A 26,854-nucleotide genomic window follows, 5' to 3' on the forward strand; every position below is an offset into this window, starting at 1 on the left:
GTCGCCGCCTACACGGTCGCCGCCGAACTCGCGGCGGGGCGCGGCGCCGGGCCCGGGAGCTTCGCCGTCGCGTTCCTGGACGCGCTCGCCGCGCTGACGGAGCGGGACCTCGGGGAACGGACGGTCCTCTCGTGACCGCGCTCCCGGTGGACCTGTCGGTGTACCTGGTCACGGACGCCGCCCAGTGCGCGGCGCGCGGCCGGAGTGTGGCCGAGACCGTGGCACTGGCGGTGGCCGGGGGCGTCACCGCCGTGCAGATCCGGGAGAAGCACGCGCCCGGCGGGGAGTTCCTGCGTACGGTCGCGGAGGTGGCCGCGACGCTTCCCGAGCGGGTCGCGCTGATCGTCAACGACCGGGTGGACGTGTTCCTCGCGGCGCGGGCGGCCGGTGTGCGCGTGAGTGGCGTCCACGTCGGCCAGTCCGATCTGCCGGCCGCCGCCGTACGCCGTCTCATCGGGGAGCACGCGGTGCTGGGCCTGAGCGCGGCCACCCCGGATGAGCTGCGCGCGGCCGCCGCCGGCCCGGCCCGTGTCGACCACGTCGGCATCGGGGCCCTGCGTGCGACCGCGACCAAGGCCGATGCCCCGCGGCCGCTCGGCCACGACGGCTTCGCCCGTCTTGTCCGGCTCAGCCGGCTGCCCGCCGTGGCCATCGGCGGGGTCGTCCCGGCCGATCTGCCACGGCTGCGGGACGCCGGAGCCGCGGGGGCAGCCGTCGTCTCCGGCGTGTGCGCCGCCGAGGACCCCCGCGCCGCGGCCCTCGCGTACGCCCGCGCCTGGTCGTCCGTCCCGGGGTAGACCGACCCATGAGCGTCCCCGCGTGGCATGAGGAGGTCCCGCAGTGGGCGGGCGTCGGCCGGGCGGAGGTGGTCGGAGACCTCCGGGGTGCCCGCCGGGGCGAGGAGGTTCTCGTGGGCGGAGCCGGTCACCGGTCACCGAGGCGGTGCGGTGGGGCGTGAGGCGGCGCGATGCGGTAACTCGGTCCCTATGACGAAGCCACATCTGCCAGGGCGCAAGAACCGGTCGAGCGGGCCCGAGGGCCGGCCGGGCGACGAGGAGCCGGTTCGCAAGGTGCCCTCTCCGGAGGAGGCGGGGCCGGACGCGGCGGTGGAGGAGGCGGCGCCGGACTCACCCACGCAGATGCCGGGGCGTGCCTGGGGCGCCGTGCTCAAGCGCAGCCTCAAGGAGTTCCAGGACGACGAGCTGAGCGACCGGGCCGCCGCGCTCACCTACTACGGCGTCCTGTCCTTGTTCCCCGCGCTGCTCGTGCTGGTGTCCCTCCTGGGGATCACGGGCCGGTCGACCACCGACAAGCTGCTGAGCAACATCCGGCAGCTCGCCCCGGGCTCCGCGCGGGACATCATCACCCGCGCCGTCGAGCAGTTGCAGGACAGTGCCGGCACCGGCTCCGTCCTGGCCCTGGTCGGCATCGTGCTGGCGGTGTGGTCGGCGTCCGGTTACGTCGCCGCGTTCATCCGCGCCGCGAACGCCGTCTACGACATGCCGGAGGGCCGGCCGGTGTGGAAGATCCTGCCGGTGCGCGTGGGGGTGACGGTGGTGCTGCTGTTCCTGGCCGTGGCCAGCGCGCTGATCGTCGTCTTCACCGGGGCCGTGGCCGGGCAGGCGGGACGGGCACTGGGAATCGGCGACAGCGCGCTGACGGTGTGGTCGATCGCCAAGTGGCCCGTGCTCCTCCTTCTGGTCACCGCGATGATCGCGCTCCTGTACTGGGCCACGCCGAACGCCAAGGTCAAGGGCTTCAAGTGGATCACCCCGGGCAGCTTCCTGGCCCTGCTGATCTGGATGGCCGCGTCCGCGGGGTTCGCGTTCTACGTCGCCAACTTCGCCTCGTACAACAAGACCTACGGCACGATGGCCGGCATCATCGTCTTCCTGGTGTGGCTGTGGATCAGCAACCTGGCGATCCTGCTGGGCCTGGAGTTCGACGCGGAGACCGTACGCCAGCGGGCCATCGCGGGCGGCCACCCGCCGAACGCCGAGCCCTACACCCAGCCCCGCGACACCAGGACGTGGTCCGAGGACGACCTGCGGCGCCTGGACGAGAACTGACCCGCGCCTGCTGGCGGACGGCGCGGGCACGGGCCGTCCGCCCGGCTCGTCTCTGCCGCCTCGGGACGCCGCGGGTACGGTAGCGGCGCCCGGCCGGGCGGGGCCGGGGCGGGTCAGCCGCGGGCCGCCATGTCCAGGAGGGTCTGCAGGTGCAGGCCCCGTCGGGCGTCGAGGTCGGTGGGGGTGTGGGTGCGCACGGCGGTGGCGAACTCGCGGCGCAGCAGGGGCCAGCCCTCCTCGTGGTCGATGCCGGCGGTGTCGTAGACCAGCGGGGCGTCGCGGCCGAAGAGTTCGACCCGGGTGAGGGCGCGGGGTACGTCGACGGAGCCGGACAGGCTGGCCTGGCTGACGGCGCCGTTCGCGTGTTCGCAGGTCAGCTCGGTCCAGCGGCGGGGGTCGCCGGTGCGGCGGATGGCGGTGACGGGGCCGATCGCCGCGTCGAGCAGGTCGAGCAGGTGGGGGCCGAGGTCGAGCAGGGCGCCGTGTTCGAGCCGCCAGCCGGTCGCGAACTCACCGCCGAGGAAGGCGCCGTGCAGGTAGCAGGAGCGGGCGCCGACGACGTCGAGTCCGCGGGCCGCCGTCAGGAAGTCACGGGTCGCGGCCTGGTAGCGCTTGGTGAGGACGAGTTGGGAGACGACACCGGCGTCCGCGACGGCGTCCGCCACCCGGCGGGCCGCGGGCAGGTCGGGGCCGAGCGGCTTCTCCAGGAGCAGCGCCCTGCCCTTACGGGCGGCGCGCGGGGCGAGTTCGGCCTGCACGGCGGGCGGTACGGCGAAGGCGACGGCCTCGCACCGGTCGAGCAGGTCGGCGAAGTCGGCGGCGACATGGGCTCCGTACGGCGCGGCGGTCTCCTCGGCTGCCTGGGGGCGGCGGGCCCAGACCGCGGTGAGCTGTGTCTCCGGGCCGGCGGCGAGCACCCGGGCGTGCATGGCGCGGGCCCAGGGACCGGCACCGACCAGCCCGACGCGTACGGGGGGGTGCGGCCAGGGGGCGGTGGGCTGGTTCATGGTGGTCCTGTCTGTGCGTACGGCCAGGTGTGCGGGACCGGCACCGTCCGCGGGTGGCGCCTACGGGTGCGGTGACGGCGGGCGCGCCGTCCCTGGAGCGGGGCTCACGAGCGGCTGCCCGCGTCTCACAGGGCGAGCCGGCCCAGGCGGGCGTCCGCGCGGTCGGTGGCGTAGAGGAACTGCACGACCATGGTCGCGGCGCCGATGAGGCCGGCGTGGTCGCCGAGGCGTGAGGTGACGATCTGGAGGTGGGCGGTGGTGCGGGGCATGGCGCGCTGGTAGACCAGTTCGCGCACGCCGGTCAGGAAGGGCACGCCGGACAGTTCGCCGGCGAGCATGAGGACTCCGGGGTTGAGCAGGGTGACGACGGTGACCAGGACCTCGCCCACGCGGCGGCCGGCCTCCCGGGCGAGCCGGATGGCGGCGGGGTGCCCTTCGGCGAGCAGGCGCCGGACGTCACGGCCGGAGGCGGTGTCGAGGCCGAGGGCGGCCAGTTCGGTGGCGAGGGCCCGTCCGCTGGCGACGGCGGCGAGGCAGCCGTGGGAGCCGCACATGCACAGCGCGTCGGGCCGGTCGTGGAGGCGGATGTGGCCGATGTCGCCCGCGCCGCCGTCGATGCCGCGGTAGACCTTGTCACCGATGACGACGCCGGCGCCGATGCCGGTGGAGACCTTCACCAGGACGAAGGCCCCGCAGTCGGGGTGATCGGCCTGCTGCTCGGCCAGTGCCATGAGGTTGGCGTCGTTGTCGACGAAGACCGGCATGGCGCCGGCCTCCGGGGTGTCGCCGAACCGGTGCGCCCACGCCCTCTGCACCTGTTCGCGGATCGGGTACCGGTCCCAGCCGGGCATGATGGGCGGCTCGATCACCCGGCCCGTGGCGAAGTCGACCGGTCCGGGAACGGACAGCCCGATGCCGCAGACCCGGGCCGGGGTGACGCCCGCCGCGGTCAGCAGGTCCGGGAACCAGCCGACGAGCCGGTCCAGCACCAGGTCGGGGCCGTCGGCGATGTCCAGCGGGGCGGTGTGCTCCGCCAGGATGGTGCCGTCGAGGTCCAGGAGCGCGACCCGGGCGTGCCGGGTCTCCAGGTCCACGGCGATGACGGAGGCGTGCGCGGGGTCGAACACGATCCGGTGGGAGGGCCGGCCGCCGGTCGAGGCGCCGTTGGTGAGCCGTACCCATCCGGCGCGGTCCAGCAGGTCGAGCCGCTGGCCGATGGTCGAGCGGGACAGCCCGGTGACGCGCTGGAGGTCGGCACGGGTGTTGGCCCGGCCGCTGCGGATGAGCTGCAGCAGGTCGCCCGCGCTGGCCTGACTCGGCGTCATCATCGTCTCCCCCATGGTTCAGCTCTTGTCCGCTCCGCTGGTCAGCCCCTCGGTGAGCAGCCGTTCGGCGGCGAAGAACAGCAGGACCACGGGGATGGTCAGCACCACCGAGCCGGCCATGAGCACGGTCTTGGGCACCTCGATGCCGTTGGACAACTGTGCCAGACCCAGGGAGACGGTCCACTTGCCGGGGTCGGCGGCCAGGAACAGCAGCGCGAACAGGAACTCGTTCCAGGCGATCATGAACACGTACAGCCCGGTCGCCATGAGCGAGGGCAGTGCGAGGGGCAGGATCACCTTGCGGACGGTCTGCAGGCGGGTGCAGCCGTCGAGGGCGGCGGCCTCCTCGACGGAGTAGGGGATGGTGACGAGGTAGTTCTTCAGCATGTAGATCGACACGGGCACGGTCTGGGCGACGTAGACGATGGCCAGGCCGACGAGGCTGGAGGAGAGCCCGAGCCGGGCGAAGATGACGAACAGCGGGACGGCCAGCAGGGTCGCCGGGAACAGGTAGACGGCGAGGAAGAGGGCGTTGACCTGGCGTCGGCCGAAGAACTTCAGGCGGCTGACGGCGTAGGCGCCGGGCACCGCGGCCAGCAGCGTGAGGACGACCGTGCCGAGCGACACGAGCGCGGAGTTGAGGAGGAAGCCCAGGAAGCCCTGGCCGCCGCCGTCGGTGGACCTGAGCACGTCCCGGTAGGTGGAGAGGGTCAGGTCCCGGGTGGACGCCCATAGGGAGCCGGGGTTCAGCAGCAGCGAGTCGATCGGTTTCACCGACAGCAGCAGCATGTAGTAGAAGGGCAGCAGGGTGATCACGGCGAGGAAGGCGATGACGCACCAGCGCAGCACGCCGAACGCCTTCTCCTCGAAACGGGCCCTGGTGAGAACGGCCTTGCTGGTCACGCTTCCTCCTGGACCTTGGAGCCGAAGAACTTGAAGTAGAAGCCCAGCAGGATCATCAACGACACGGCCAGGACGAGCGCCTGGGCGGCCGCGGCCCCGACGTCGTAGCGGGCGGTGAGGAAGTCGTAGACGCGCACGGCAGCGACGTCGGTGCCCGCGCCGCCGCCGGTGAGCAGGTAGACGTCGTCGAACTTGTTGAACGTCATGATGAAGCGCAGCACGCACAGCAGCGCGATGACCGGCATGAGCTGCGGCAGCAGGATGTACCGGAAGCGCTGGGAGATGGTGGCGCCGTCGACCTCGGCGGCCTCCTCCAGCGCGTTGGGTACGGCCTGGAGCCGGGCGAGGAGGAAGAGGAAGGCGAAGGGGAAGTAGCGCCAGGTCTCGAAGGCGATGACGGTCAGCAGGGCCAGCGGCACGTGGGCGTGCAGACCGAGCAGGTGGACGTCGTACTCGCGGGTGGAGAGGAAGGCGATCGGGTCGTGCCAGCCGAACAGGCGCCGGCCCCAGTCGTTGACGATGCCGTACTGCGGGCTGAGGGCGACCTCCCACACGAAGGCCACGGCGACGACGGGGGCGACGTAGGGCAGGAGCATCGCCGCGCGCAGGATGCCCCGGCCGCGGAAGGGCCGGCGCAGGGCGAGCGCGGCGACGAGTCCGAGGGCGACGGAACCGATCGTGGCGCCCACCGTGTAGAGGAGGGTGGTGCCGAGGCTCGACCAGAATCCGGCGGAGTCGAAGACCTGGGCGAAGTTGTCCAGGGACCAGTGGCCGAACAGGCCCATGCCCTGGATGTCTACGAGTCTGGCCCGCTGGAAGGCCAGCAGGAGCGTCCACAGGATGGGCAGGACGACCACCACGAGGACGACCACGAAGGTGGGCGAGACGAACGCGAGGCCGGCGCGGTTGGCGCGGCGTTCCGCGGACATCGGCTGCCTGGGGCGCTTGGCGGGGCCGGCCGGGGGCCGGTGGTCGGTGTGGGGGCGCTGCTCCGCGCCGGTGGGGGCTTGAGTCATGGGGAGGGCCTTCGTGACGGGCGTGCGGGCGGCTACTGCAGGGACTTCTTCAGGGCGGCGACGTCGTCCTGGGCTTCGCGGGCCGCCCTGTCGGGGGAGACCTGTCCCGCGGTCATCGCGCCGATGGCCTTGGGGACCGGCAGTTCGCCGTTGGTGGCGCCGACCAGGGCGCCTTCGCCCTGGGTGATGCCCCAGCGGCGCATCTTGCTGACGCCGTCGGCGAGTTGGTTCAGCAGGGCCGGCGGATACACCTGGTCGAAGGGCTTCTTGGTGTCCACTCCGATGTCGCTGTGCCGCCAGGCGTCGAGGTAGCGGTGCGGCTCGGCGGCGGTGCCGTCGCGGACGGGGATCTTGCCCTCGGGCGACATGCCGAACCAGGACTCGTAACCCGAGTCCATCATGTACTCGATGAACTCCTGGGAGGCGGCGGTCTCGGCGGTCCTGGTGGTCACCCAGGAGGTGATCTCGCCGTACTGCGCGGGCTGTTGGGCGTCGGGGCCCTTCATCGAGGTGACGATGCCGCTGTGCTGGGAGAGGTAGCGCGGATCCTTGGCGCAGGCGGGGCAGCTGGGCAGCGCGTCCTTGCGCAGGCCGGCGAGTTCGTCCAGCAGGAACGAGGACCAGATGACCATGGAGGAGCGGCCGGAGAAGTAGGTGGCGCGGGTGGAGTCCACGCTCTGCGTGCCGGGGGCGCCGTAGTCGCGTGCCAGCTTGTCGTAGGTGCGGAAGGCCGTCCGGCACTGCGGGCTGTCCAGGGAGACCTGGTGGTGGTCGTCGACGAGTTGGCAGCCGTTGGCGAGCGCCACGCTCTCGAAGCTCTGGGAGGTGAAGACATCGGAGGGGTCGGTGGCCGCCGACATGCCGTCGTTGCCCTTGCCGTCCAGTGCACGGGCGGCGTTCAGCGCCCGGTCGTAGGTGTCCGGTGGGGCGAGGCGGGCGCGGTCGAACTGGTCCTTGCGGTAGACCAGCAGTTGCAGCCAGGCGTCGGAGGGCACGCCGAGGCTGGTGCGGCCGTCGGAGGTGAGCCGCAGGGCGTTGGCGTTGAACGTGCCGGTGCCCAGCCTGTCGATGATGCGGCGCGGTATCGCGGTGTTGAGCAGGCCGTTGGTGTACATCTGCCAGACCTGGCCCATGGGGGCGGCGCCGATGACGTCGGGCAGCTTCCCGGCGGCGGCGGCGGACATGATGAGCTGGGGCATCTGGCCCTCGTCGACCCCGACGAGGTGGACCTTTATGCCGGACTTCTTCTCGAACCCGTCGATGATCTTCTGCGTCGCCCCGACACGGTCGGGCAGGTTCTCCTGGGACCACACCGTGATCTCGCGGTCGGGTCTGCCGGGCCCGGTGCTGCCGGAGCAGCCGGTGACCAGCGCCAGTCCCAGCGCTGCGGTGACGCCCACCGCGGTCGTCAGTGACCGCCGGCTCTTGGTGCGCATGGTGTCTGTCCTCGCGTTGACTTACGTCTACTGGTCACGCATCTCAGCATTACTTTTGCTTGTTGACAAGACATAAGTTGGCGTTATTGTCGACACAACCCGCAACCGCAACATCCGGAGCCATCCGTGGAACGCGTCGTCCAATTCACCGGCCCGCGCCAGGTGGAGGTGGCCAAGCACGATCGTGCCGACCTCCCACCCGGGCATCTTCGAGTCCGCACCCGCTACTCGGGCATCTCGGCGGGCACCGAACTCACCGCCTACCGAGGCACCAACCCCTACCTGACGCGCACCTGGGACCCCGGGGCCCGCCTGTTCCGGGACGGAGCGGCCGGCATCGAGTACCCGGTCGCGGGGTGGGGATACTCCGAGGTCGGTGAAGTCCTGGAAGTATCACCAGAATTGACCGATATGCCCGATTTGCCGCAACCGGGTGACACGGTGTGGGGCATCTGGGGACACCGCAGCGAGGGCATCGTCCCCGCCGAACGCATGGTCGGCCACACGCTGCCCGCCGGACTCGACCCGCTCTCCGGCGCCTTCGCCCGGGTCGGGGCCATCGCGTACAACGCCGTCCTGGCCGGCGACATCCACCTCGGCGAGGACGTCGCCGTCTTCGGCCAGGGCGTGATCGGGCTGCTCACCACGCGCCTCGCCCAGCGGAGCGGCGCGCGGGTCACCGCCGTCGACACGCTGGACGGCCGGCTGGAGACCGCCAGGCGCTACGGCGCGGCGCACACGCTGAACGCCCGCACCGACGCGGTGGCCGAACGCCTGCGCGAGATCACCGACGGCCTCGGCGCCGACCTCGCCATCGAGATCAGCGGCGCCTACCCCGCGCTGCACGAGGCCCTGCGCTCGGTCGCGGCGGGCGGCAGGGTGGTCGCCTCCGGCTTCTACCAGGGCGACGGTGTGGGCCTGCGGCTCGGCGACGAGTTCCACCACAACCGGGTCCAGCTCATCTGCTCGCAGATCGGCGGCGTCCCTCCGCAGCTGTCGACACGCTGGAGCGTCGAACGCCTCCAGCGAACCTTCCTGCGCCTGGTCGCCGAGGGACAGGTGGACGTGGCCTCCCTGGTCAGCCATGTCGTCCCGGCCGCCGACGCCGCCGACGCCTACGTACTGCTGGACGAGCGCCCCGCCGAGGCGCTCCAGGTCGTCCTGGAATTCTGAGAGGCCCCCATGCTCACGATCGCCGCACAGGAACAGCTGCTGCCCGGAGACAGCCTCCAGGCCAAGTGGGACTTCGCCCAGGAGGCGGGATACGGCGCCATCGAGCTGCGCGCCAAGGGCGACCTCCACTTCGCCTCGCGTCTGGCCGAGCTGAGACAGGCCGCGAAGGACGGCGTGGTCATGCCGACCGTGTGCGTCGACATGCTGCACTTCTTCGGCGCCTTCGACGAGGATCTGCGCCGCGACGCCGTGGTCCAGCTGAAGTCCCAGCTCAGCGTGATCGCCGAGCTGGGCGGGCGCGGCGCCCAGACGCCCGCGTCGTACGGCATGTTCTCCCGCCGCCTGCCGCCCTTCGAGCCGCCGCGCGGTGAGGCGGAGGACCGCGAGATCCTGCTGGCGGGCCTCGCCGAGCTGGGCGAACACGCCCGCCGGGAGGGCGTCACGCTCTTCCTGGAGCCGCTCAACCGCTACGAGGACCACATGGTCAACCGGCTGGAACAGGCCGCCGACCTGATCCGCGCGACCGGCCTCGACTCGGTGCGCATCGGCATCGACAGCTACCACATGAACATCGAGGAGAGCGACCCGTCGGCGGCGGTCCTCGCCCACGCCGAGTACATCGGGCACGCCCAGGTCTCCGACTCCAACCGCTTGCAGCCCGGCGCCGGCCACCTCGACTGGCCGGCCTGGCTCGGCGCCCTGCACACCGTCGGCTACGACGGCGTCCTCGCCGCGGAGTGCCGCCTCGGCGGCGACCCCGTCGAGGCGGTCCGCTCCATCCCGGCCTTCCTGCGGAGGTCCGGCGCGTGAAGGCCCTCCTGGAACGACCCGTGCCCGCCGCGGACGCGGACCTGACGCTGCGGCGCGGCGCGGCACGGGTCCTCATGGACAACTGGACCGGCTCCGCCACGGTCCCCTCCCGCACCCTCTACCCCCACCAGTGGAGCTGGGACTCCGCCTTCGTCTCCATCGGGCTGCGCCACCTCTCCGCGCGCCGCGCCCAGCGCGAACTGGAGTCCCTGCTGGCGGGGCAGTGGGCCGACGGACGCGTCCCGCACATCGTCTTCAACCCCGCCCTGCCGCACGACGCGTACTTCCCGAGCCCCGACTTCTGGCAGTCCTCGCACGCCGGGCACACGGCGGGCGCGCCCGCCGCGCCCGAGACGTCCGGCATCGTCCAACCGCCCGTCCACGCGCTGGCGGCCTGGCTCGTCCACCGCGCCGACCCGGCCGAGTCCGGGCGCCGCGGCTTCCTGCCGCGCGTCTACCCACGGCTCGCGGCCTGGCACGACTACCTCCTCACCCGGCGGGACCTCGGAGGCGGCGGACTGGCCGCCGCGGTCCACCCGTGGGAGCCCGGCATGGACAACAGCCCGTGCTGGGACACGGCGCTGCGGCGGGTCGAGCCGGTCGCCCCGGACACCTTCCGGCGCGCCGACCTGAACCACGGCCAGCCCTCCGACCGCCCCACCGACCTCGACTACGGACGGTACGTACGGCTCGCCGCCGACTACCGCGCCGCCGGGTACGACGACCTCCTCGCACAGCACGCCTTCGCCGTCGAGGACCCCGGCTTCAACGCCCTGCTCGTCGCCAGCGAACACGCCCTGGCCGCGATGGCCCGGGAACTGGGCGCCGCGGACGCCCCGCACCGGGCGCGCGCGGCATCGCTGACGGAGTGCCTGGTCGACCGGCTCTGGGACGAGGAAGCGGGTCTCTTCCGCGTCCTCGACCTCGTCGGGGGCGCCCCGGTGGACGAGTTGAGCGTCACCGGCCTCATCCCCCTCGTCGTGCCCGGCCTGCCGCGCGCCGTCGCCGACCGCCTGGCCGGCACCCTCGCCGGGCCCCACTTCCGGGCACCGGCCACCCGCCTGGTGCCGAGCTACGACCTCACCGGGCACGCCTTCGACGCCCGGCGCTACTGGCGTGGTCCGGCCTGGTTCAACACCGCCTGGCTCGTCCACCGCGGTCTGCTCGCCCACGGCCACCGGGCCGAGGCCGCGCGTCTGCGCCGCGGCTTCCTCACGGAGGCCGGGCGGACCGGCTTCGCCGAGTACGTCGACCCGGCCACCGGCGCGGGCCGCGGCGCCCGGGACTTCTCCTGGACCGCCGCCCTCACTCTCGACCTGCTGCACGCCGACGACCGCGCCATCGCCGACGGCGCGACCGACGCCACCGACGCCACCGACGCCACCGACGCCACCGACGAGGAGATCCTGCCGTGACTCCGGCCGACCAGCGCGTCCAGCTGGTCCGCGACGCCACCTTCGCCCGCCTCGACGCCGCCGGCGGGATCAGCGGCCTGCGGGGCACCGCGCCCGACGGGCTGTTCCTGCGCGACGCCCGGCACCTCAGCCGCTGGCAGCTCACCGTCGACGGCGCGGCTCCCGTCACGCTCGTCCCCGCCGCGGAGGAGGACGACCACGGCGCCCGAAGCGTGCTCACCCCAGAGGGCACCCGGGACAACCCCCCGGCGTACACGGTCTTCCGGCATCAGAGCGTGACGGCGGGCGCGTTCACCGAGCGGCTGCGCCTGGTCAACAACCGCCCCGACGCGGTGACCGCCCGCCTCGACCTGACCGTCGACTGCGACTTCGCCGACCTGTTCGAACTGCGGGCCGACGACCGCCACTACCCCAAGCCGGACGGCACCCGGGAGACGCACACCACACCCGACGGCCTGCTGTTCGACTACCGGCGCGCCGACTGGCACGCGCGGACGGCGCTCACCTGCCGCCCGGCCCCGGACGCCACCGCCCCGGCACACGGCGAACCGCCCACCGCCCGGACGCTCACCTGGTGGCTGGATCTGAAGGGCCAGGGCGAGGCCGAGCTGGAGCTGACGGCGCGCGCCCGCCCACCCGGCCTCACCGCCCCTCCCCCGGCCGTGGCGCGGCCCCGGCGCGAGACCGAGACGGCGGACGACCTGGCCCGCACCTGCGACCGCGGGCTCGCCGACCTCGACCTGCTCACCATCACCGCCGCCGGAGTGGACGGCGAGGAGGTGCACGTGCCGGCCGCCGGCATCCCGTGGTTCCTCACGCTGTTCGGCCGGGACTCCCTGCTGACCTCGTACTTCCTGCTGCCCTACCGGCCGGGTACCGCCGCCGCGACACTGAGCGCGCTCGCGGCCACCCAGGGCGGCCGCCACGACGCCTACAGCGGCGAGCAGCCCGGACGCATCGTCCACGAGACCCGGCACGGGGAACTCGCCCACTTCCGCCAGGTCCCCTACGGCCGCTACTACGGCGCGGTCGACGCCACCCCGCTGTTCCTGGTCCTGCTCCACGCCCACCACGAGACGACCGGCGACCCCGCGCTCGCCGTCCGCCTGGAGCGGCACGCCCGGCGGGCCGTCGACTGGATGCTCACCGACGGCGGCCTCGACCGGCACGGCTACCTCGTCTACTCCCCCGATCCGGGCGGCCTGGTCAACCAGAACTGGAAGGACTCCGCCGGCGCCGTCTGCTTCACCGACGGCACCCAGGCAGGCGGTCCCATCGCCGTCAGCGAGGCCCAGGGGTACGCCTACGACGCGCTCCGGCGCACCGCCGACCTCGCCGAGCACGTCTGGCACGACAGCGCCTACGCCGGACGGCTGCGGGACCGGGCGGCGGAGCTGCGCCGCCGGTTCGCCGAGGACTTCTGGATGGCGGGGCCCGGCTTCCCGGCCCTCGCGCTGGACGGCGCCGGCCGCCAGGTCGACGCGCTGGCATCGGATGCCGGGCACCTGCTGTGGTCCGGCATCCTGGACGACGACCGGGCCCGCCGGGTCGGCGAACGCCTGCTGGAGCCCGACTTCTTCTCCGGCTGGGCGATCCGCACCCTCGCCGCGGGGCAGCGCCCGTACCACCCGCTGTCCTACCACCGGGGCAGCGCCTGGCCGCACGACAACGCGGTGATCGCGCTGGGGCTGGCCCGGCAGGGCCTGACCGAGCAGCTCCGCGCGGTCACGGACGGCCTCGTCGCGGCGGCGGCGCACCACGGCCACCGGCTGCCCGAGGTGATCGCGGGGTACGACCGCGCGGCCACCCCCGGGCCGGTCCCCTACCCGCACTCCTGCTCCCCGCAGGCGTGGGCGGCGGCGACCCCGCTGGCACTGCGCACCGCGCTGCGGGAGGCCGGCGCGGAGTGACCGGACTCATGGCCTTCGAGGGTGCGGTCGCGGATGTACTCGCGCTCCACGCCGGACATGGCCGCGAGCACGGTGGACACGATGCCGGACGGCCGTGCGAGCCCCGCGGCTCCCCGGCGAGCTTGACGTCGAGTGCCTCCGGCGAGTCGGGGCGCCGGGCTAAGCGGGTGGTGTGGAACCGGACGGCCACCTCGCCGCTGCCGGTCCGGCACGGGGAGCGTGCGGCGGGGGGCACGAGGGTGTTTCAGGCGTCCCGTCCGTTCGCGACACCTCATGAGACATGATCGTCGCGGATGGACCGGCGGGCGGACCCCCGGTTCTTCGAGGGCGGGGGGTCCGTCTCCGCCCGATCGGCCGCCGATCATCTCGGCCGCGCCGGGATACCGAGCGACCAGCAGAGGAAGCTCAGCTCGTCGACATCCTGCTCGATGCGGGCCGACAGGGTGGTTCCTCCGTCATGCCCGGAGTCACGCAGCGGTACCAGCAGGTAGGGGCCGCCCTGCGGGGCGTCGGCTTGGAGGGCCGCGATCATCTTGAGCGGGTCGTGTGGCGGTGCGGTGCGGTCGTTGAGTGCCGATGCGATCGCCATCACCGGGTACCGGCGGTCGGGCCGTACGTTGTGGTAGGGCGAGTAGGAGGCGAGGTAGGCGCACTCTTCGGGGTCGTCCGGCGAGCCGTACTCAACGGTGGCGCCGCCGAGGTTGGGGAAGGTGGGGAAACGCAGCATGTCGAGCAGGGGCGCGCGGCAGTAGACGGCGCCGAACGCCTCGGGTGCTTGCAGTGCGGTGACGGCGACCAGCAGTCCGCCGTTGCTGTTGCCGCGCGAGGCGATCCTGTCGGGCGTGGTCCATCCGGCGCCGACCAGATGGTGGGCCGCGGCGATGTAGTCGTCGAAGGCGTTCTGCCGGCGCGTGCCGACGGCTGCCTGATGCCAGGTGCGGCCGTATTCGCCGCCGCCACGTATGTTGGCGTGGGCCAGCACCCCGCCGAGCTGGAGCCAGGCGGCACTGACGGGGGAGAAACGTGGTTCCACGGGGATGTTGAAGCCCCCGTAGCCGCTGAGCCGCACCGGTCGCCGTCCGTCGCGCGGCAGGTCGGTGCGGTAGACGAGGAACATCGACACGGAAGTGCCGTCGGCCGACTCGTACCAGACCTGCTGCGTGGTGTACGCGGCCGGGTCGAGGCCGGCGTCCGGTACGTGGTAGGTCTCCAGGCGGTCGTGTGCGTAGTGGTACTTGTAGACCGACGGCGGCTGCACGAACGAGGTGAAGGCCACCCACACGTCGTCGCCGTGCCAGGAGCCGGTGACCCCGCTGACGACGCCCGCCCCTTCGTTCCGGTTGACCGAGCCGAGCGAGGGGAGCGCGAGGTCCCTCAGACGAGTGCCGTCCGCGGCGTGGACGACCACCCGGTGCGAGGCGGCGTGCGAGTAGACGGCGTAGAGGCGGCCTCCGATCCCGGTGACGGTCTGCAGGATGTCCGGGCTCTCCGGGATGAGCGTGTGCCATGAGGTCGCGTCGGTGAGGGGAGCCCCGCACAGGCGTCCGCGCGGCGCGTCGAGGTCGGTCCGCACGAGCACCGAGTCGTCGATCACCTGCACCTGGTTGACGGACCGCATCCCGGTGGCCACGGGGATCAGCTCGTCGTCGGCGAGGCGCAGCAGGGAGACGTCGTTGGCGTGTACGAAGTCCCACACGGTGATGACGGCGTACCGGCCGCACTCGCTGGTGCTCACAGTGCACCAGTGGTCCTTGTCGCGGTCATCCCCGAAGACCTTGCGGGCGGGGGTGTCCGAGCCGATCCGATGCTCGTAGACGGCGTGCCACAACGCCTCCTCGGCGGGCGGGACCTCGCCGGGCTCCGGGCAGGCGGTGTAGAAGAACCCGGACGAATCGGGTCGCCAGGCGACCGAGCCGTGGTCGGTGCCTCGCGGTCGGCCGGGCAACAGCCGGCCGGTCTCGACGTCGAGGACATGGATCACCGCGTTGTGGGTGCTGCCGCTGGCCCGGCCGAATGCCACCAAGGTGCCGTCGGGGGACGGCTCGGCGAACACCAGGACGTCGCCGGCGGGCCAGGCGCCCGGGTCGAGCACGGTTTCTGCAGGAGTTCCGGTCGAACGGTGCATCACCAGGGCGGACTTCTCGTCATCGGCACCGGCCTGCCAGAGGAAAGTGCGCCCGCCCCGGCCCGCGGGGATCGGTGGGGACAGACGGGCGTGGCGAGCGGAACGGGCGACGGCAGTGCGCAGACCATCGCGTCCAGGGACGCTGTCGAGCACCGTGCGGGTGACCGTCTCCTGGGCAGCGATCCAGGCGACCGTCTCGTCGTCGTCGAGCCGTTCCAGCCAGACATACGGATCGTCGTAGCGTCGGCCATGCAGCGTGTATCCGCTCTCAGGGACGCGGCGCGTCGGGGGGACCTCTATCGGCAGCGTTGACCTGACCATCAGGTGCCCTCTCTTTTCGGGTAGCACGGCCTCGGGGAGCTGGCCGGGACAAAGACGAGTCTCCAACCCGAGCAGACGCCCTGGCCACTGCGCATGAGTGATCTTCGCTGGTTCCGCACCGTCAGCCCCGACCCTCGTCGATGCCGGTCACCGCCGCTTAGGGCAACCGACCCAGGACGTACTCGGTTGGCTATGACCGCTCGGATACCCATGCGCCCGCACGGTCGGCCGTTCGGGCGAGGCAGGCACGGCCTGGTGCCGCCGCCCGTGCTGTACGCGCCCCTGGCCGGCTGGGCGTCGCGAGGGCTCACCGGATTCGTGAGCGGGACGGGCACCCGGCGCCCCGGCGGACTCGTGGACAATCGGCCCCCGCCGGGTCTCCCGGCCTCTGTCCGGGCGTCAACCACCATGCCATCATGGGGAGTTATGACGGGCGAGGGGGAGAACACCGTGACTCGGGCGATCCGGGTCCGGCTGGACGAGACGGCGAGCGAGACCGACGTCGGCGCTCTGAAGAAGTGGCTGGAGCGGGAGAAGCCGCTGGCGGAGCTGGCGAACCAGGGCGAACTGCAGATCCAGGAGAGCGCGGGGAGCCACCGGCGGGCCCGGGACCGGCCCGGCGCCCCCATGGGCGCCGGCATCGAGATCCTCATGCTGCTCTCCGGAGCAGCGGCCCAGTCCGTCTTCGACACCGTGCTGCGGCAGGTGGTCAAGGGCGTCAAGGCCTGGCACGAGAACCGCCGTTCGGTGGAGAGCGGCGACCCTCCCGATTACGACGTCGGCCCCGTGGACCTCGACGAGAGGTAGGCCGGTGCCCGTCTTCGACCCGCGCGGAGAGGTGAACCGGGCCCTGCTCGTCGGCGTGTCCACGTACGACTCGGTCTGGCCGGACGACTCGTGCGGCGTCCCCGGCCAACTCGGCGCCGTGGCGCACAACGTGTCGCTGCTGGCACAGGCGCTGAGGCGTGGCGGGGTGTTCCACGAGAGCGAGGTCGCGGTCGTCGACTCGCCCTACCTGGACGGGTTCAGCGAGTCGCTGCGCGGCGCCGTGGACGAGGCACAGGGGCTGCTGCTGTTCTACTACGCGGGTCACGGGGCGCTGCCCAGCGCGGGCGACGAACTGTGGCTGCAGATGCGCAACTCCCGCGTCGTGCCGGGCAGCAAGGCGGTGTTCCCGGGCGCCGACCCCTTCTCCAGCGTGTTGACCGTGCTCGCCACGAGTCGCGCCCGGCACGTGGTCGTGATCCTCGACTGCTGCAACGCGGGAAACGCCGCCCAGGTGTGCGAGGCGCTGGCCGACCGGCACCGCTTCTCGGTGCTGATGAGCGTGCAGGCCAACCACCGCATCGACGCCGGGGACACCGCGACGCCCACCCCATTCACGGCCGCCCTGGTGCGCCTGCTGGAGGAGCGGGACGGCGAGGTGCGGCTCCTCCCGGAGAGGGAGGGGCGGCTCCTCCCGGAGAGTGAGGGGCGGCTCCTCCCGGAGAGGGAGGTGCGGCTCCTTCCGGAGAGTGAGGGGCGGCTCCTCCCGGAGAGGGAGGGGGACGGCGACGTCACCTTCCGGAAGCTGGCGGAGTCGCTCACCGCGCACATGTCCGCCGGGTACCGGACGTTGCGCAAGGACGCCTGGGAGCCGCAGCGCTGGGGCGAGCAGGACGTCGTACTGGCCGGTCCGCCCACCAGGACCTCCCCGCGACGGCCACCGGCTCCGCCGATGGTGCCCTGGTGGCGCGCGCTGCCGGCCCGGACCCGCCCGGCATGGGGCGTCGCGGTGTCCGCGGCACGGCGCGTGGTCGCGCTCTTCGCCGCACATCTGCGCACCGTTCTGGCGGCGGCCCTGGTCCTGCTCGCCGGCACCGGCGGCTATCTCGCCTTCGCCGGCGGCGACCCCGTCTCCTGCCGGCCGCCTCTCGAACTGCGGCTGCTCACCGACCCGGATTTGGAGGTCCCCGTCCGGCACGCAGCGGGCGGCTACCTGATGTCCGAGGCGAACAGGACCGCCGAGGGGTGCCGCAGGAGCGGCATCACCGTGTACAGCGCGGGCGCGTCGGAGACCGTGACGGGCTTCCTCGACCAGGCCGACCACTGGCAGATCCCCGGCAGCAGCGGACTCGACCCGCAGCGCGACATCGGTCCGCAACCGGACATCTGGATTCCGGCGACCTCCGCGAGCGTGCGGCGGACCCAGGTGATCGCACGGCGCCCGATCGTGACTCTGGTGTCCTACGGCCCCCTCGCCTACTCCCCCACCGTGCTCGCCGTGCCGCAGGACATCGCCGGGGCGTCGGTGGCCGACCGGACCGGTGCGCCGCTCGGCACGCTCGTGAAGAGGCTCACCGAGCGGCGGAAGGATGCCGACGTGCGGCGCGCGGACCCCGAGTACACCGACGCGGCGCTGCTTGCGACCGTCGGCCTGTACGGCAAGGGCGCGGCCATGGTGAGCGAGGGGGAGGCGAGCGTGGCGCAGTCCGGACTGCTGTCCCCCACCGGGGGCGACCTGCTGTGCACCCTGTCGGACCGCAGGGCCGCCGACGGCAGCAGTACCGACACCGACGACCGCACCGCCGCCCTGGTACCGGAGTTCCTGCTGGCCAGGGCCGCCGACTGCGACGGCACGCTGCCGCGCGTCCGGCGGATGGCCGAGTACCCGACGGACATCCCGCCGCTGGACCCCGCCTTCGTCCAGGTCGACTGGGAGGGCGGCGACCGCGACCGGCAGGCGCGGGACGAGGCAGTGCGGCGCTTCCACGACTGGCTCACCCGCGAGAAGGACGACGCGGGCGGACCGGCGGGGCTGAGTGCTCTCGGCGAGTACGGCTTCCGGGACGTCCACGGCGCCCACGACCGGCTCGGCCCCCCGGGCAGGGACACCGGAACGCTGAGTGCCCCGGGCCGGCTGCCCGCCCCCAGCACCGCCGACGCCATGGCGACGGCTCTGGAGAAGTACCGCAGGGTCAACGGTCCCGGCCGGGTCCTGTTCCTCCTCGACAGCTCCGGCTCCATGGGCACGGCGTGGGAGGGCCCGAGCGGCGCCCCCGGCATCCTGAACCAGTCGCTGGGCGGCCTCGGTGCGGACGACGAGTACGGCGTGTGGGCCGTGGCCGCGCGGCGGGGCGGCCCCTACCGCGAACTGCTGCCGCTGCGCGCCCACGTGCGGGCGGAAGCCGAGAAGGCCGTCGACGGGGCCGCCGTCCAGGACGCCGAGGCCGATCCGTACGGCGCCCTCTCCGCGGCCATCGACGTCATGAAGGCCAAGGACGACGGCCGTCCGCAGATGATCGTCTACCTCACCGACGACGAGGACAACGACCATCTCGCCCGTCACCTCCAGGATCTCCGCCGCAAGGCCGAGGACGAGCATGTCCCGGTGGTCATGGCCGCCCTGGACAGCGGCGGCTGCGACAAGGGCAAGCCCGACACCGTCATCGCACGGGCGAGCGGCGGCCGTTGCCTGGACACCGGACATGATCTGGCCACCGGACTGAGCGACGAGGTGGCACGCACCGGAACGGGAGACCAGTGATGCGAGCCGGGAGCCGGGGAACGCGGTCGCTGCTCGCCGTCCTGCTGGCGGCCTGCGCCGCCTGCCAGGGCGGCGGCGACGCCCTGCCCCTCCCCACGGCCGCTCCCGGCGGCCCGCAGGTCATCGTGGTCGCCAGCGGCCGGGACGTCACCGGCTCCAACGGCGTCCGCCAGCAGCTCATCACGGCGTGGAACGCCAGGCACCCGGACCTCGAAGCCCGTCTGGTGGAGCTGCCGGGCTCGGCGGACGAGCAGCGCAGCCAGCTCCTCGGCGCCCTCCAGTCCGGCAGCGCGCGGTACGACGTGGTGAACCTCGACGTCACCTCGCTGCCGGAGTTCGCCGACGCGGACCTGATCCGGCCGCTGGACGACCGTCTGATCGACGGCGACGTGATCAAGTCCGTCGCCGCCACGGCCCGTTGGGACGGGAAGCTGTACGCCGTACCGTTCAACACCGATGTCGGACTGCTCTTCTACCGCCGTGACTACCTGGCCGCCGCGGGCCTGCGGGACGGCGACGTCGAAGGGGTCCGCGACTGGCAGCGGATGGACAACCTGATCGACGACCTCAACGAGGCCAAGGGCCACGGGCTGCCTGTCGACTACGACAAGGGCTGGACATCCCAGTTGGCCGACGCGGAGGGGCGTACGGTCAACGCCGTGGAGGCGTTCGCGTCGCTGCCGGACCCCGTGCCGCTGACCGACGACGACGGACGTTACACCGCGTCGGTACGGGACCTGGAAAGAGGCATCGGGGAGCTGCGCGGACGCACGCTCGGGCCCTACCTGCTGGGTGACGCGTGGAAGTCCCACGAGGCCGAGTCGCTCACCGCCTTCGCCGACGGCCGTACGGCGTTCCTGCGCCACTGGCCGTACGCGTACGGCACGCTCCACCAGTCGCTGAGCAGCGGGCAGCTCGGTGTGACCCGGCTTCCCGGCAAGGCGGTCCTCGGTGGCCAGAACCTGGCGGTGACCCGGTCGTCCGCCAACGAGGCGGGCGCCGTCGCGCTGATCAGGTACCTGACCAGCGCGGCCAGCGAACGCTGCCTGCTCGACGCCGGCTTCGCGGCCACCCGGACCTCCGCGTACCAGGACGACGACGTGACGTGCCGGTCCGCGACATCCGCCGAGACCACGAGCCCCACGCCCGCCGGGTCCCCGGGGTCCTCGGGGTCCTCACCGGGCGAGACGGCGGACCGGACGCCGCGCGACGCGTCCGGACGGCCCGCGTACGCCCGCAGCACCCTCCTCCCGGCCCTCGTCCACGCCGTCTCCCGCCCGCGCACACCGCTGTACGGCGCTTTCACCCAGACCTTCAGCGCGGAGATCGGCAGGCTCCAGGAGAACGAGCCGCCCAGCGACGAGGAACTGGCCGAGCGGCTGGACAGGGCGCTGCGCCACGTCCTGCCGGACGGCTGAACGGCTGAACGGCGCCGCCGTGCCGGGGGTGTCCGGCAGGGTTCAGGCGACGTGGCGGCCTCGCCGGTTGCCGCGCCGGCGGAACCTGATCACGCCGTAGACCAGGTCGGCCACGAAGACGACGATGCCGATGATCAGCAGCCAGATCAGTCCGTGGACCGCGACTCCGATGATGCCCAGGATGATGGCCGCGATGACGATCAGCAGGAACACGATCATGATGTCGGGCCTCCTCACGATTGCCCTACAGCCCGACTACCCCTCAGAGCCGACCCGCACGCGACGACCGGTTCGGTGACGCGGGTCGGGCCCGGACCGGTCGGGCTCCACGGCGAAGAAGACGCCGCATACGTCGGCGCGCCGGGCCGGGGGGCCGCGACCGGCACGGCGGAGCGGTCAGACGGTCTTGACCGTGGTGCCCGCGCCTTCGAGCGCGGCTACTTCCTCGGCGGGTGCGGCGGTGTCGGTGACGAGGGTGTGCAGGAGGGTGGCGGGGCAGACGTGGGCGTAGGCGGTGCGGCCGAGTTTGGCGCCGTCGGTGGCGACGACGGTGCGGCGCGCGGAGGCGATGCCCGCTTTCTTCACCGCGGCGTCGTCGAGGTCGTAGGCGGTCAGGCCGTCGGCCGCACTCAGTCCGCAGCAGCCGATGACGGCGGTGTCGAAGCGCAGGGCGGCCAGGGAGGCGAGGGTGAGGGGGCCGGTGAGGGCCCCTTCGGCGGCGCGGGGCTGCCCGCCGGGCACGACCAGGGTGGCCGGCCCGGGTGTCTCGCCGAGCAGGTGGATGGCCTGGAGGGACAGGGGCATCACGGTGACGGGCCGCTCACGCAGGAGGCGGGCGACCTCCAGGCAGGTGGTACCGCTGTCGAGCAGGACGCTCTCGCCGTCGGCGATGAGCGCGCAGACCTCGGCCGCGATCCGGCGTTTGGCGTCTACCGACTCGTGGGCGCGCAGCGCGAAGGGGGGCTCCTCGCCGCGGAGCAGCAGAGTGCGTGCCCCGCCTCGGACCCGTTCGAGAACACCCTGGGCGGCGAGGGTGTCGAGGTCGCGCCGAATGGTCATCTCCGATGCGCCGGTCAGCTCGGCGAGCTCCTGGACCGTGGCGCCGCCGGAGTCCCTGACGGCCTTGGCGATCAGTCCGTGCCGTTCCGCATTGCTCATACCGCGATTGAACACCAACGGAGAACTAACAAGAATGTTGTTCGTTAGCTCTGCTTTTGAACACACAAAACGTTCGATACGATGGGTGTCATGGAACGTTCGCTTCGAGCCGCCCGTATGGCGACCTACGTCTACTTCGTCCTGTGCGGCACCCTGATGGGCGCATGGGTGGTGCACATCCCCGCGATCGAGGAGCGCGTGGGTATCAGCCACGCCACCCTCGGCGGCCTGCTGGTACTGCTCGGGCTCGGAGCCTTCGTCGGGATGCAGGTGGCCGGCCCCCTGACCGACCGCCTGGGCTCCCGCGTCGTGGTCCCCGCCGGCGGCGTCCTGTGCGGCGCCGCCCTCGTCCTGCCCGGTCTCGCCCGGGACCCGTGGACGCTGGCCGGCGCGCTGCTGGTCTTCGGGTTCTGCAACGGCTGCCTGGACGTGAGCATGAACGCCCACGCCGTGCATGTGGAGAAGGCGTACGGCAGGCCCGTCATGTCCGGCTTCCACGCCACGTTCTCCGTCGGCGGCGTCCTCGCCTCGCTCGTCGCGGCGGGCGCGGCGAGCGCGGGTCTGAACCCGGCCGCGAGCATGGTCGCCGTGGGAGCCGTGGGCGTCGTGATCGCCCTGGCCTCGGCACGCGCCCTGCTGCCCGCCTCCCCCGCCGTCACGGATCCCGGGTCGGGCTCCGCCCCGGAGCCCGTGGCGGCGCCGGCCGCCAGGCACCGCAGCACCAGGGGTCAGGTCTGGCTGCTGGCCGCCCTGGCGCTGATGGTCATGCTGTGCGAGGGCGCCGCCAACGACTGGAGCGCCCTGCACCTCAAGGACGTCCTCGGTGCACCCGCCGGCACGGCCGCCTTCGCGTACGGCACCTTCGCCGCGGCCATGACCCTCGGCCGGCTGCTCGCGGACCGTTTCGTCGCCCGGTTCGGCTCCATGGCCATCCTGCGCCACGGCGCGGCCACGGCCGCCGTCGGCATCACACTCGTGGCCCTGGGTCCCTGGATGTGGGCCGCGTTCACCGGCTGGGCACTGTTCGGGCTGGGCCTGTCGGGGTGTGTCCCGCAGCTGTTCAGCGCGGCCGGGCACGCCGACCCCGCGGCGGCGGGCGCGAACGTCTCCCGCGTCGCCGGACTCGGCTACGTCGGCATGCTCGCCGGCCCCGCCGTGATCGGCTGGCTGACCCACCTCGTCGCCCTCAACCACGCCTTCGTCCTGCTGACCCTGCTGTGTGTGACCACCGCTGTGGGCGCCGGCGTCCTGCGGCGCACCGGAGCCGACCCCGCCCGCGCAAGCGAGATGGCGGCCGGCGGCCACTGACCGCTTGTGCGGCCCGGCCCCTGACCCCCATGCCGCACAAGCCCCCACGCCGTACCGCTACCCCGCCTTCGCAACTTCCGAGCCGAGCGCGGCGCCCTGGATGTCCTGATCCACGTCCCGCCGCCGCAGGGGGGTCGTGAGCCCTGCGGAGAGGGAGAGCAGGGCCCCGAGACCGGCCGTCAGGAGGGCGGTGCGGACGCCCGCGGCGTCGGCGAGCAGGCCCGAGACGGCCGCGCCGAGGGGCTGGCCGCCCCAGGCGATCATGCGAGCCGTGGTGTTGACCCGGCCCTGGAGGTGCTCGGGAGTGAGCCGCTGGCGGATGACGATGCCGTTGAGACTGACCAGCGCGTTGGCGCTCTGCCAGCAGGCGAGGGCGGCCAGGCCCCACACCAGTCCCGGCGAGGCGGCCCAGCAGGCCAGGAAGACGGCGTTGGCGGCGAGTCCGCCGAGGGTTATCCAGCCCAGCGGCACGGTCTTGTGCAGGCGGGGCAGGACGGTGGCGGCGACGAGTGCGCCGAGGGCCGCCGCCGCCCAGAACAGGCCGATGCGTCCGTCGTCCTCGGTCATGCCGAAGGTGCGCACGGCGGTGACGACGATCAGCCCGACGACGGCGCCCTCGGTGAAGCTGTTTCCCATGCCCAGGAGGGTGAGCGGGCGGATGAGGGGGTGCCGGCGTATGTACCGCAGACCTTCGGCGATGTCGGCGAGGGTGTCCCGGACCGGCGAACCGGCTCCGCCGGGGGCGCTCGATGCCAGGGGGAGGCGGGTCAGGAGGAGGGCGGCGGCGGCGTAGCTGAGGGCGTCGAACGTGACCGCCGTGGGCGGAGCGAGAGTGGCGACGAGCAGTCCCGCAGCGGAGGGCCCGATGAGGCCGATCAGGGTGCTGGCGCTCATCATGCGGCCGGTGGCGCGGGCCACACCGTCGTGGCCGACCAGGGTGACGAGGGCGCCGAACGCCGCGGCGTCGAAGAAGACGAAGACCGCGCAGACCGCCGGGCCGGTCAGCATCAGCTGGGCCGTGGTGAGAAGGCCCGCTGCCGCGGCGGCCGGTATCGCCGCGATGAGGGCGGCGCTGGACCAGCTGCACCATGTCAGGGTGCGGCGCCGGTCCCAGCGGTCGGCGAGGGCTCCGGCCGGCAGGCCGAGTACGAGGTAGGGCAGCGCCTCCAGGGCGGTGAGCAGGCCGCTGAGGGAGGCGCTGCCGGTGCGCTGGTAGAGCAGGACCGGCAGGGCCACGGCGGTGACCGCGGAACCGGCCCAGGACACCACACGCGCGGTGAGGAAGAGACCGAAGCCGGTCCGGGTGGTCATCAGAAGGCGTCGGGGTGCAGGGACTTGGCAAGGGTCACCGTGCCGTCGACGGCGCGCAGTTCGGAGAAGTCCGCGGCGGGTACGGCGACGAGACGGCCGCCGCCCACGGCGGCTGTCGCGGCGAGGTGGGTCCGCAGCCACTTCTCGGAGGCGGCGCGGTCGGCGGCGCCGGTGTAGTGGTAGATCAGGACGTCGGGGTTCTTCTTGGCGAGGGCCTCTACCGAGAGCGGTGCGAAGGTGCTGCCCTTGGGCACGGCGTCGTCCAGGACGTCGCGGCCGCCGGCGCGGCGGACGATGTCGGAGTAGAGGCCGCCGGCGAGGGCGTAGAGCTGTTCGTCGACGATCTGGACCATGGCCGCCGTGACGGCGGGCCGCCCGGTGAGGGCCTTGTCCACGGCCGAGAGCTGTTCGCGGGTGCCGGCGGCGGCCCGGCGTGCCGCGGGCTGGACGTCCAGGAGAGTGCCGAGTGCGGTGAGGTCGGTGGTCGTGGCGGCGAGGGTGGCGGTGCCGGCGGTCCTGGGGCAGAAGGCGCTGTCGATGTACACGGGGACCCCGAGTCGCGCGAGTTCGGCGATGGTGGGCAGCTTCTTACCGTCGAACTGGTATTCGCCGTCGGCGAGGATGAAGTCGGGGCGGGCCGCAAGGAGCGCCTCCCGGCCGATCTCCCCCGGCGCGAGGACCTTCACCTTCCGGTAGTCGGCGGCGTAGGCCGGTCCGGGCGGCGACTGGTTCGTCCAGGTCTGGCCCGCGATCCGGTCCTTCAGGCCGAGCCGGAGCAGGAGTTCGGTGTTGGACGGGAAGAACGAGACGATCCGCTCGGGGGCCTTGTCCACGCGGACCTTCCGGCCGCAGTTGGTGACCTGTGCCGGATAGGCCGTGCCCCCGGACGGGCGGGCAGCGGCCTCGGCGGCGTCGGTCGTGTCCGTGGCGGCGGGCGCGCCGCAGGCGGTGAGCACGAGGGCCACGCCGGACAGGACGAGCCTCCCTGCGAGGTGGCGAGGGGTCATTGGTCTGCTCCATCGTGGCTGGGTTCGGGGAGAGGCGCGAAGCTGAGCTGGAGGCGTCCGGTGAGCGGGTGGGTGCCGAGTGCGGCGTGCACCTGGAAGACCTCGCCCAGGAGTTCGGGGGTGAACACCTCCTGGGGCGTGCCTGACGTGAGGAGGTGTCCGCCGCGCAGGACGTGGACGCGGTCGCAGTAGGCGGCGGCGAGGTTGAGGTCGTGCAGTGCGGCGAGCGTGGTCACCTTCAGGTCACGCACGAGCTCCATGAGGTCGAGCTGGGTGCCGATGTCCAGGTGGTTGGTGGGTTCGTCCAGGACGAGCAGTCGCCCCCGCTGGGCCAGCGCGCGGGCGAGCAGGACGCGCTGCTTCTCGCCGCCGGAGAGGGAGGTGTACGGCCGGGCCGCCAGGTGCGCCATGCCCACCCGGTCCAGCGCGTCGGCCACGATGGCCCGGTCGGCGTGGCTCTCGGCCGACCAGGGCGCGCGGTGCGGGGTCCGTCCGGCGGCGGCGACCTCGGCGACGGTGAAGTCGAAGGCGGCCGGGTTCTCCTGGGCCACCACGGACGTACGACGTGCGGCGGCCTGGGCTGTCAGACTCCGCCACACGTCCTGACCGCCCACCAGGACCGCGCCGGAGGCGGGGCGCATCGACCGGTACACGGCGCGCAGCAGTGTCGACTTGCCGCTTCCGTTGGGTCCGACGACACCGACGATCTCCCCCGGCGCGGCGTGCAGGGTGGCCCGGCTCACGATGCGCGCGCCGCCGATGTCGAGGCTGACTTCTTCCAGGCGGGCGTCCATCAGACCTCCCGTCCCGCGGCTGAGCGGTCGCGCCGCAGCAGCCACAGGAAGAACGGGGCTCCGGCCACGGCGGTGAGAATGCCGAGCGGCAGCTCCATGGGGGCGGCCACGGTACGGGCCGCCAGGTCCGCCAGCAGCACGAACAGGGCTCCGGCGGGCGCGGTGGACGGCAGCAGTGACCGGTGGTCGGCGCCGATCAGCAGACGCACGCTGTGCGGGACGACGAGCCCGACGAAGGAGATGCCGCCCGCCACCGAGATGACCGCCGCCGTCAGCAGGGCCGATACGGCGAGGATCTGAAGGCGCAGCACCTGGACCCGTACGCCCAGGAAGGCCGCCGTCTCCTCCCCCATCGCCAGTGCGTTCAGCGACCGCCCGTGCAGCAGCAGCCAGGCCGTGCAGATCACGACGAGCGCGGCCGGCAGACCGAGATCGTGCCACTGCGCGCCCGCGACCGAGCCGAGCAGCCAGAACAGCACCCCGGAGAGCTGGTCGGGGCGGGCCCGCAACTGCAGGTAACTGGTGGCGCCCTGGAGCAGGTACGACAGGGCGACGCCCGCCAGCACGAGTCGCACGGGTGATGTCGTTCCCTGCCGGCGGCTCAGCGCGACGACCAGTGCGAGCGTGCCGCAGGCTCCGGCGAAGGCCGCCGCCGGCACTCCGACGCGCAGGGGACCGAGCAGTTGGGCGGGCCCGAGCGTGAGCACGGCGACCGCGGCCAGTGAGGCGCCGGAGGTGACGCCGAGCACATAGGGGTCGGCGAGGGGATTGCGGACGACGGTCTGCAACACCGCCCCGGCGACGGCCAGCCCGGCTCCCGCG

The 26,854-nt window shown here is 72.9% G+C and carries 22 protein-coding genes; 10 read left to right on the forward strand and 12 right to left on the reverse strand.

Annotated features, from left to right (window positions below; translation table 11 throughout):
• Positions 1-131: 131 nt before the first annotated feature.
• Both thiE and ACFWN1_RS16610 read left to right on the forward strand, forming a co-directional pair.
• Positions 132-797 (forward strand): thiamine phosphate synthase, encoded by a 666-nt coding sequence (gene thiE, locus ACFWN1_RS16605; protein ID WP_384362411.1) that lies wholly within the window; start codon positions 132-134, stop codon positions 795-797.
• 189 nt (positions 798-986) lie between these two features.
• On the forward strand, positions 987-2,069 hold the full coding sequence (locus tag ACFWN1_RS16610) for a YihY/virulence factor BrkB family protein (protein WP_384362413.1): 1,083 nt from the start codon (positions 987-989) through the stop codon (positions 2,067-2,069).
• 113 nt (positions 2,070-2,182) lie between these two features.
• On the opposite strand, the gene ACFWN1_RS16615 is transcribed toward ACFWN1_RS16610, so the two are convergent.
• The 5 genes from ACFWN1_RS16615 to ACFWN1_RS16635 form a co-directional block, all read right to left on the reverse strand.
• A complete protein-coding gene (locus ACFWN1_RS16615) occupies positions 2,183-3,076 on the reverse strand; it encodes a Gfo/Idh/MocA family protein (protein WP_384362415.1) in 894 nt (297 codons plus the stop codon).
• Positions 3,077-3,201: 125 nt separating this feature from the next.
• Complete coding sequence (locus tag ACFWN1_RS16620) at positions 3,202-4,416, reverse strand: ROK family protein (RefSeq protein WP_384362417.1); 1,215 nt, start codon at positions 4,414-4,416, stop codon at positions 3,202-3,204.
• Positions 4,417-4,419: 3 nt separating this feature from the next.
• Positions 4,420-5,304 carry a carbohydrate ABC transporter permease gene (locus ACFWN1_RS16625; protein WP_384362419.1) on the reverse strand — a complete coding sequence of 295 codons (885 nt, stop codon included), beginning with the start codon at positions 5,302-5,304 and terminating at the stop codon, positions 4,420-4,422.
• Positions 5,301-6,320, reverse strand: a complete 1,020-nt coding sequence (locus ACFWN1_RS16630; protein ID WP_384362421.1) for a carbohydrate ABC transporter permease — start codon at positions 6,318-6,320, stop codon at positions 5,301-5,303. Before ACFWN1_RS16630 ends, ACFWN1_RS16625 begins: the two co-directional genes overlap by 4 nt.
• A 32-nt stretch (positions 6,321-6,352) precedes the next feature.
• Entirely contained in the window at positions 6,353-7,756 is a 1,404-nt protein-coding gene (locus tag ACFWN1_RS16635; RefSeq protein WP_384362423.1) for an ABC transporter substrate-binding protein, read from the reverse strand.
• Positions 7,757-7,882: 126 nt separating this feature from the next.
• Here ACFWN1_RS16635 and ACFWN1_RS16640 point away from each other — a divergent pair, with 126 nt between their 5' ends.
• From ACFWN1_RS16640 to ACFWN1_RS16655, 4 genes are all read left to right on the forward strand, one after another.
• Entirely contained in the window at positions 7,883-8,929 is a 1,047-nt protein-coding gene (locus tag ACFWN1_RS16640; protein WP_384362425.1) for a zinc-binding alcohol dehydrogenase, read from the forward strand.
• Between the two features lie 9 nt (positions 8,930-8,938).
• Entirely contained in the window at positions 8,939-9,739 is an 801-nt protein-coding gene (locus tag ACFWN1_RS16645; protein ID WP_384362427.1) for a sugar phosphate isomerase/epimerase family protein, read from the forward strand.
• A 74-nt stretch (positions 9,740-9,813) separates the two neighbouring features.
• The gene (locus ACFWN1_RS16650) at positions 9,814-11,154 is read left to right on the forward strand and encodes a trehalase family glycosidase (RefSeq protein WP_384362451.1); all 1,341 of its coding nucleotides are present in this window, start codon (positions 9,814-9,816) and stop codon (positions 11,152-11,154) included.
• Positions 11,151-13,064, forward strand: a complete 1,914-nt coding sequence (locus ACFWN1_RS16655) for a glycogen debranching N-terminal domain-containing protein (RefSeq protein ID WP_384362429.1) — start codon at positions 11,151-11,153, stop codon at positions 13,062-13,064. Before ACFWN1_RS16650 ends, ACFWN1_RS16655 begins: the two co-directional genes overlap by 4 nt.
• Positions 13,065-13,425: 361 nt before the next feature.
• Here ACFWN1_RS16655 and ACFWN1_RS16660 read toward each other — a convergent pair whose 3' ends face one another.
• The gene (locus tag ACFWN1_RS16660) at positions 13,426-15,510 is read right to left on the reverse strand and encodes a prolyl oligopeptidase family protein (protein WP_384362431.1); all 2,085 of its coding nucleotides are present in this window, start codon (positions 15,508-15,510) and stop codon (positions 13,426-13,428) included.
• A 450-nt stretch (positions 15,511-15,960) separates the two neighbouring features.
• Here ACFWN1_RS16660 and ACFWN1_RS16665 point away from each other — a divergent pair, with 450 nt between their 5' ends.
• From ACFWN1_RS16665 to ACFWN1_RS16675, 3 genes are read left to right on the forward strand one after another with little or no spacing between them, the layout of a single operon-like run.
• Positions 15,961-16,317 carry a hypothetical protein gene (locus ACFWN1_RS16665; RefSeq protein ID WP_384362433.1) on the forward strand — a complete coding sequence of 119 codons (357 nt, stop codon included), beginning with the start codon at positions 15,961-15,963 and terminating at the stop codon, positions 16,315-16,317.
• Positions 16,318-16,321: 4 nt separating this feature from the next.
• Entirely contained in the window at positions 16,322-19,036 is a 2,715-nt protein-coding gene (locus tag ACFWN1_RS16670) for a caspase family protein (RefSeq protein WP_384362435.1), read from the forward strand.
• Positions 19,036-20,454: an extracellular solute-binding protein gene (locus ACFWN1_RS16675; protein WP_384362437.1), complete on the forward strand. Its 1,419-nt coding sequence runs from the start codon at positions 19,036-19,038 to the stop codon at positions 20,452-20,454. Before ACFWN1_RS16670 ends, ACFWN1_RS16675 begins: the two co-directional genes overlap by 1 nt.
• Before the next feature lie 42 nt (positions 20,455-20,496).
• Here ACFWN1_RS16675 and ACFWN1_RS16680 read toward each other — a convergent pair whose 3' ends face one another.
• Together ACFWN1_RS16680 and ACFWN1_RS16685 are read right to left on the reverse strand one after the other, a co-directional pair.
• Positions 20,497-20,673, reverse strand: coding sequence for a hypothetical protein (locus tag ACFWN1_RS16680; protein ID WP_384362439.1), 177 nt, complete (start codon positions 20,671-20,673; stop codon positions 20,497-20,499).
• A 177-nt stretch (positions 20,674-20,850) separates the two neighbouring features.
• Complete coding sequence (locus tag ACFWN1_RS16685; protein ID WP_384362441.1) at positions 20,851-21,612, reverse strand: DeoR/GlpR family DNA-binding transcription regulator; 762 nt, start codon at positions 21,610-21,612, stop codon at positions 20,851-20,853.
• Between the two features lie 117 nt (positions 21,613-21,729).
• Between ACFWN1_RS16685 and ACFWN1_RS16690 the strand changes: the two genes are divergently transcribed.
• The gene (locus tag ACFWN1_RS16690) at positions 21,730-22,920 is read left to right on the forward strand and encodes an MFS transporter (RefSeq protein WP_384362453.1); all 1,191 of its coding nucleotides are present in this window, start codon (positions 21,730-21,732) and stop codon (positions 22,918-22,920) included.
• Positions 22,921-22,977: 57 nt separating this feature from the next.
• On the opposite strand, the gene ACFWN1_RS16695 is transcribed toward ACFWN1_RS16690, so the two are convergent.
• The 4 genes from ACFWN1_RS16695 to ACFWN1_RS16710 all read right to left on the reverse strand — a co-directional run.
• Positions 22,978-24,231, reverse strand: coding sequence for an MFS transporter (locus ACFWN1_RS16695; protein ID WP_384362443.1), 1,254 nt, complete (start codon positions 24,229-24,231; stop codon positions 22,978-22,980).
• Positions 24,231-25,238, reverse strand: coding sequence for an ABC transporter substrate-binding protein (locus ACFWN1_RS16700; RefSeq protein WP_384362445.1), 1,008 nt, complete (start codon positions 25,236-25,238; stop codon positions 24,231-24,233). Before ACFWN1_RS16700 ends, ACFWN1_RS16695 begins: the two co-directional genes overlap by 1 nt.
• Positions 25,235-26,032 (reverse strand): ABC transporter ATP-binding protein, encoded by a 798-nt coding sequence (locus ACFWN1_RS16705; RefSeq protein WP_384362447.1) that lies wholly within the window; start codon positions 26,030-26,032, stop codon positions 25,235-25,237. The genes ACFWN1_RS16700 and ACFWN1_RS16705 overlap by 4 nt, the downstream gene beginning before the upstream one ends.
• Positions 26,032-26,854 (reverse strand): FecCD family ABC transporter permease (locus ACFWN1_RS16710; protein ID WP_384362449.1); only part of this gene is annotated, 823 nt, incomplete at its 5' end. The genes ACFWN1_RS16705 and ACFWN1_RS16710, both read right to left, overlap by 1 nt.

The organism is Streptomyces sp. NPDC058459, from assembly GCF_042721685.1.
Classification (GTDB): Bacteria; Actinomycetota; Actinomycetes; order Streptomycetales; family Streptomycetaceae; genus Streptomyces.

What these genes read in the sequence shown, in the direction of transcription:
- ACFWN1_RS16695 (WP_384362443.1), bottom strand. Translation starts at nt 24,231, where the DNA reads ATGACCACCCGGACCGGCTTCGGTCTCTTCCTCACCGCGCGTGTGGTG.
- ACFWN1_RS16615 (WP_384362415.1), bottom strand. Translation starts at nt 3,076, where the DNA reads ATGAACCAGCCCACCGCCCCCTGGCCGCACCCCCCCGTACGCGTCGGG.
- ACFWN1_RS16660 (WP_384362431.1), bottom strand. Translation starts at nt 15,510, where the DNA reads ATGGTCAGGTCAACGCTGCCGATAGAGGTCCCCCCGACGCGCCGCGTC.
- ACFWN1_RS16645 (WP_384362427.1), top strand. Translation starts at nt 8,939, where the DNA reads ATGCTCACGATCGCCGCACAGGAACAGCTGCTGCCCGGAGACAGCCTC.
- ACFWN1_RS16630 (WP_384362421.1), bottom strand. Translation starts at nt 6,320, where the DNA reads ATGACTCAAGCCCCCACCGGCGCGGAGCAGCGCCCCCACACCGACCAC.
- ACFWN1_RS16620 (WP_384362417.1), bottom strand. Translation starts at nt 4,416, where the DNA reads ATGGGGGAGACGATGATGACGCCGAGTCAGGCCAGCGCGGGCGACCTG.
- ACFWN1_RS16675 (WP_384362437.1), top strand. Translation starts at nt 19,036, where the DNA reads ATGCGAGCCGGGAGCCGGGGAACGCGGTCGCTGCTCGCCGTCCTGCTG.
- ACFWN1_RS16680 (WP_384362439.1), bottom strand. Translation starts at nt 20,673, where the DNA reads ATGATCGTGTTCCTGCTGATCGTCATCGCGGCCATCATCCTGGGCATC.
- ACFWN1_RS16610 (WP_384362413.1), top strand. Translation starts at nt 987, where the DNA reads ATGACGAAGCCACATCTGCCAGGGCGCAAGAACCGGTCGAGCGGGCCC.
- ACFWN1_RS16635 (WP_384362423.1), bottom strand. Translation starts at nt 7,756, where the DNA reads ATGCGCACCAAGAGCCGGCGGTCACTGACGACCGCGGTGGGCGTCACC.
- ACFWN1_RS16685 (WP_384362441.1), bottom strand. Translation starts at nt 21,612, where the DNA reads ATGAGCAATGCGGAACGGCACGGACTGATCGCCAAGGCCGTCAGGGAC.
- ACFWN1_RS16690 (WP_384362453.1), top strand. Translation starts at nt 21,730, where the DNA reads ATGGCGACCTACGTCTACTTCGTCCTGTGCGGCACCCTGATGGGCGCA.
- ACFWN1_RS16705 (WP_384362447.1), bottom strand. Translation starts at nt 26,032, where the DNA reads ATGGACGCCCGCCTGGAAGAAGTCAGCCTCGACATCGGCGGCGCGCGC.
- ACFWN1_RS16700 (WP_384362445.1), bottom strand. Translation starts at nt 25,238, where the DNA reads ATGACCCCTCGCCACCTCGCAGGGAGGCTCGTCCTGTCCGGCGTGGCC.
- ACFWN1_RS16650 (WP_384362451.1), top strand. Translation starts at nt 9,814, where the DNA reads ATGGACAACTGGACCGGCTCCGCCACGGTCCCCTCCCGCACCCTCTAC.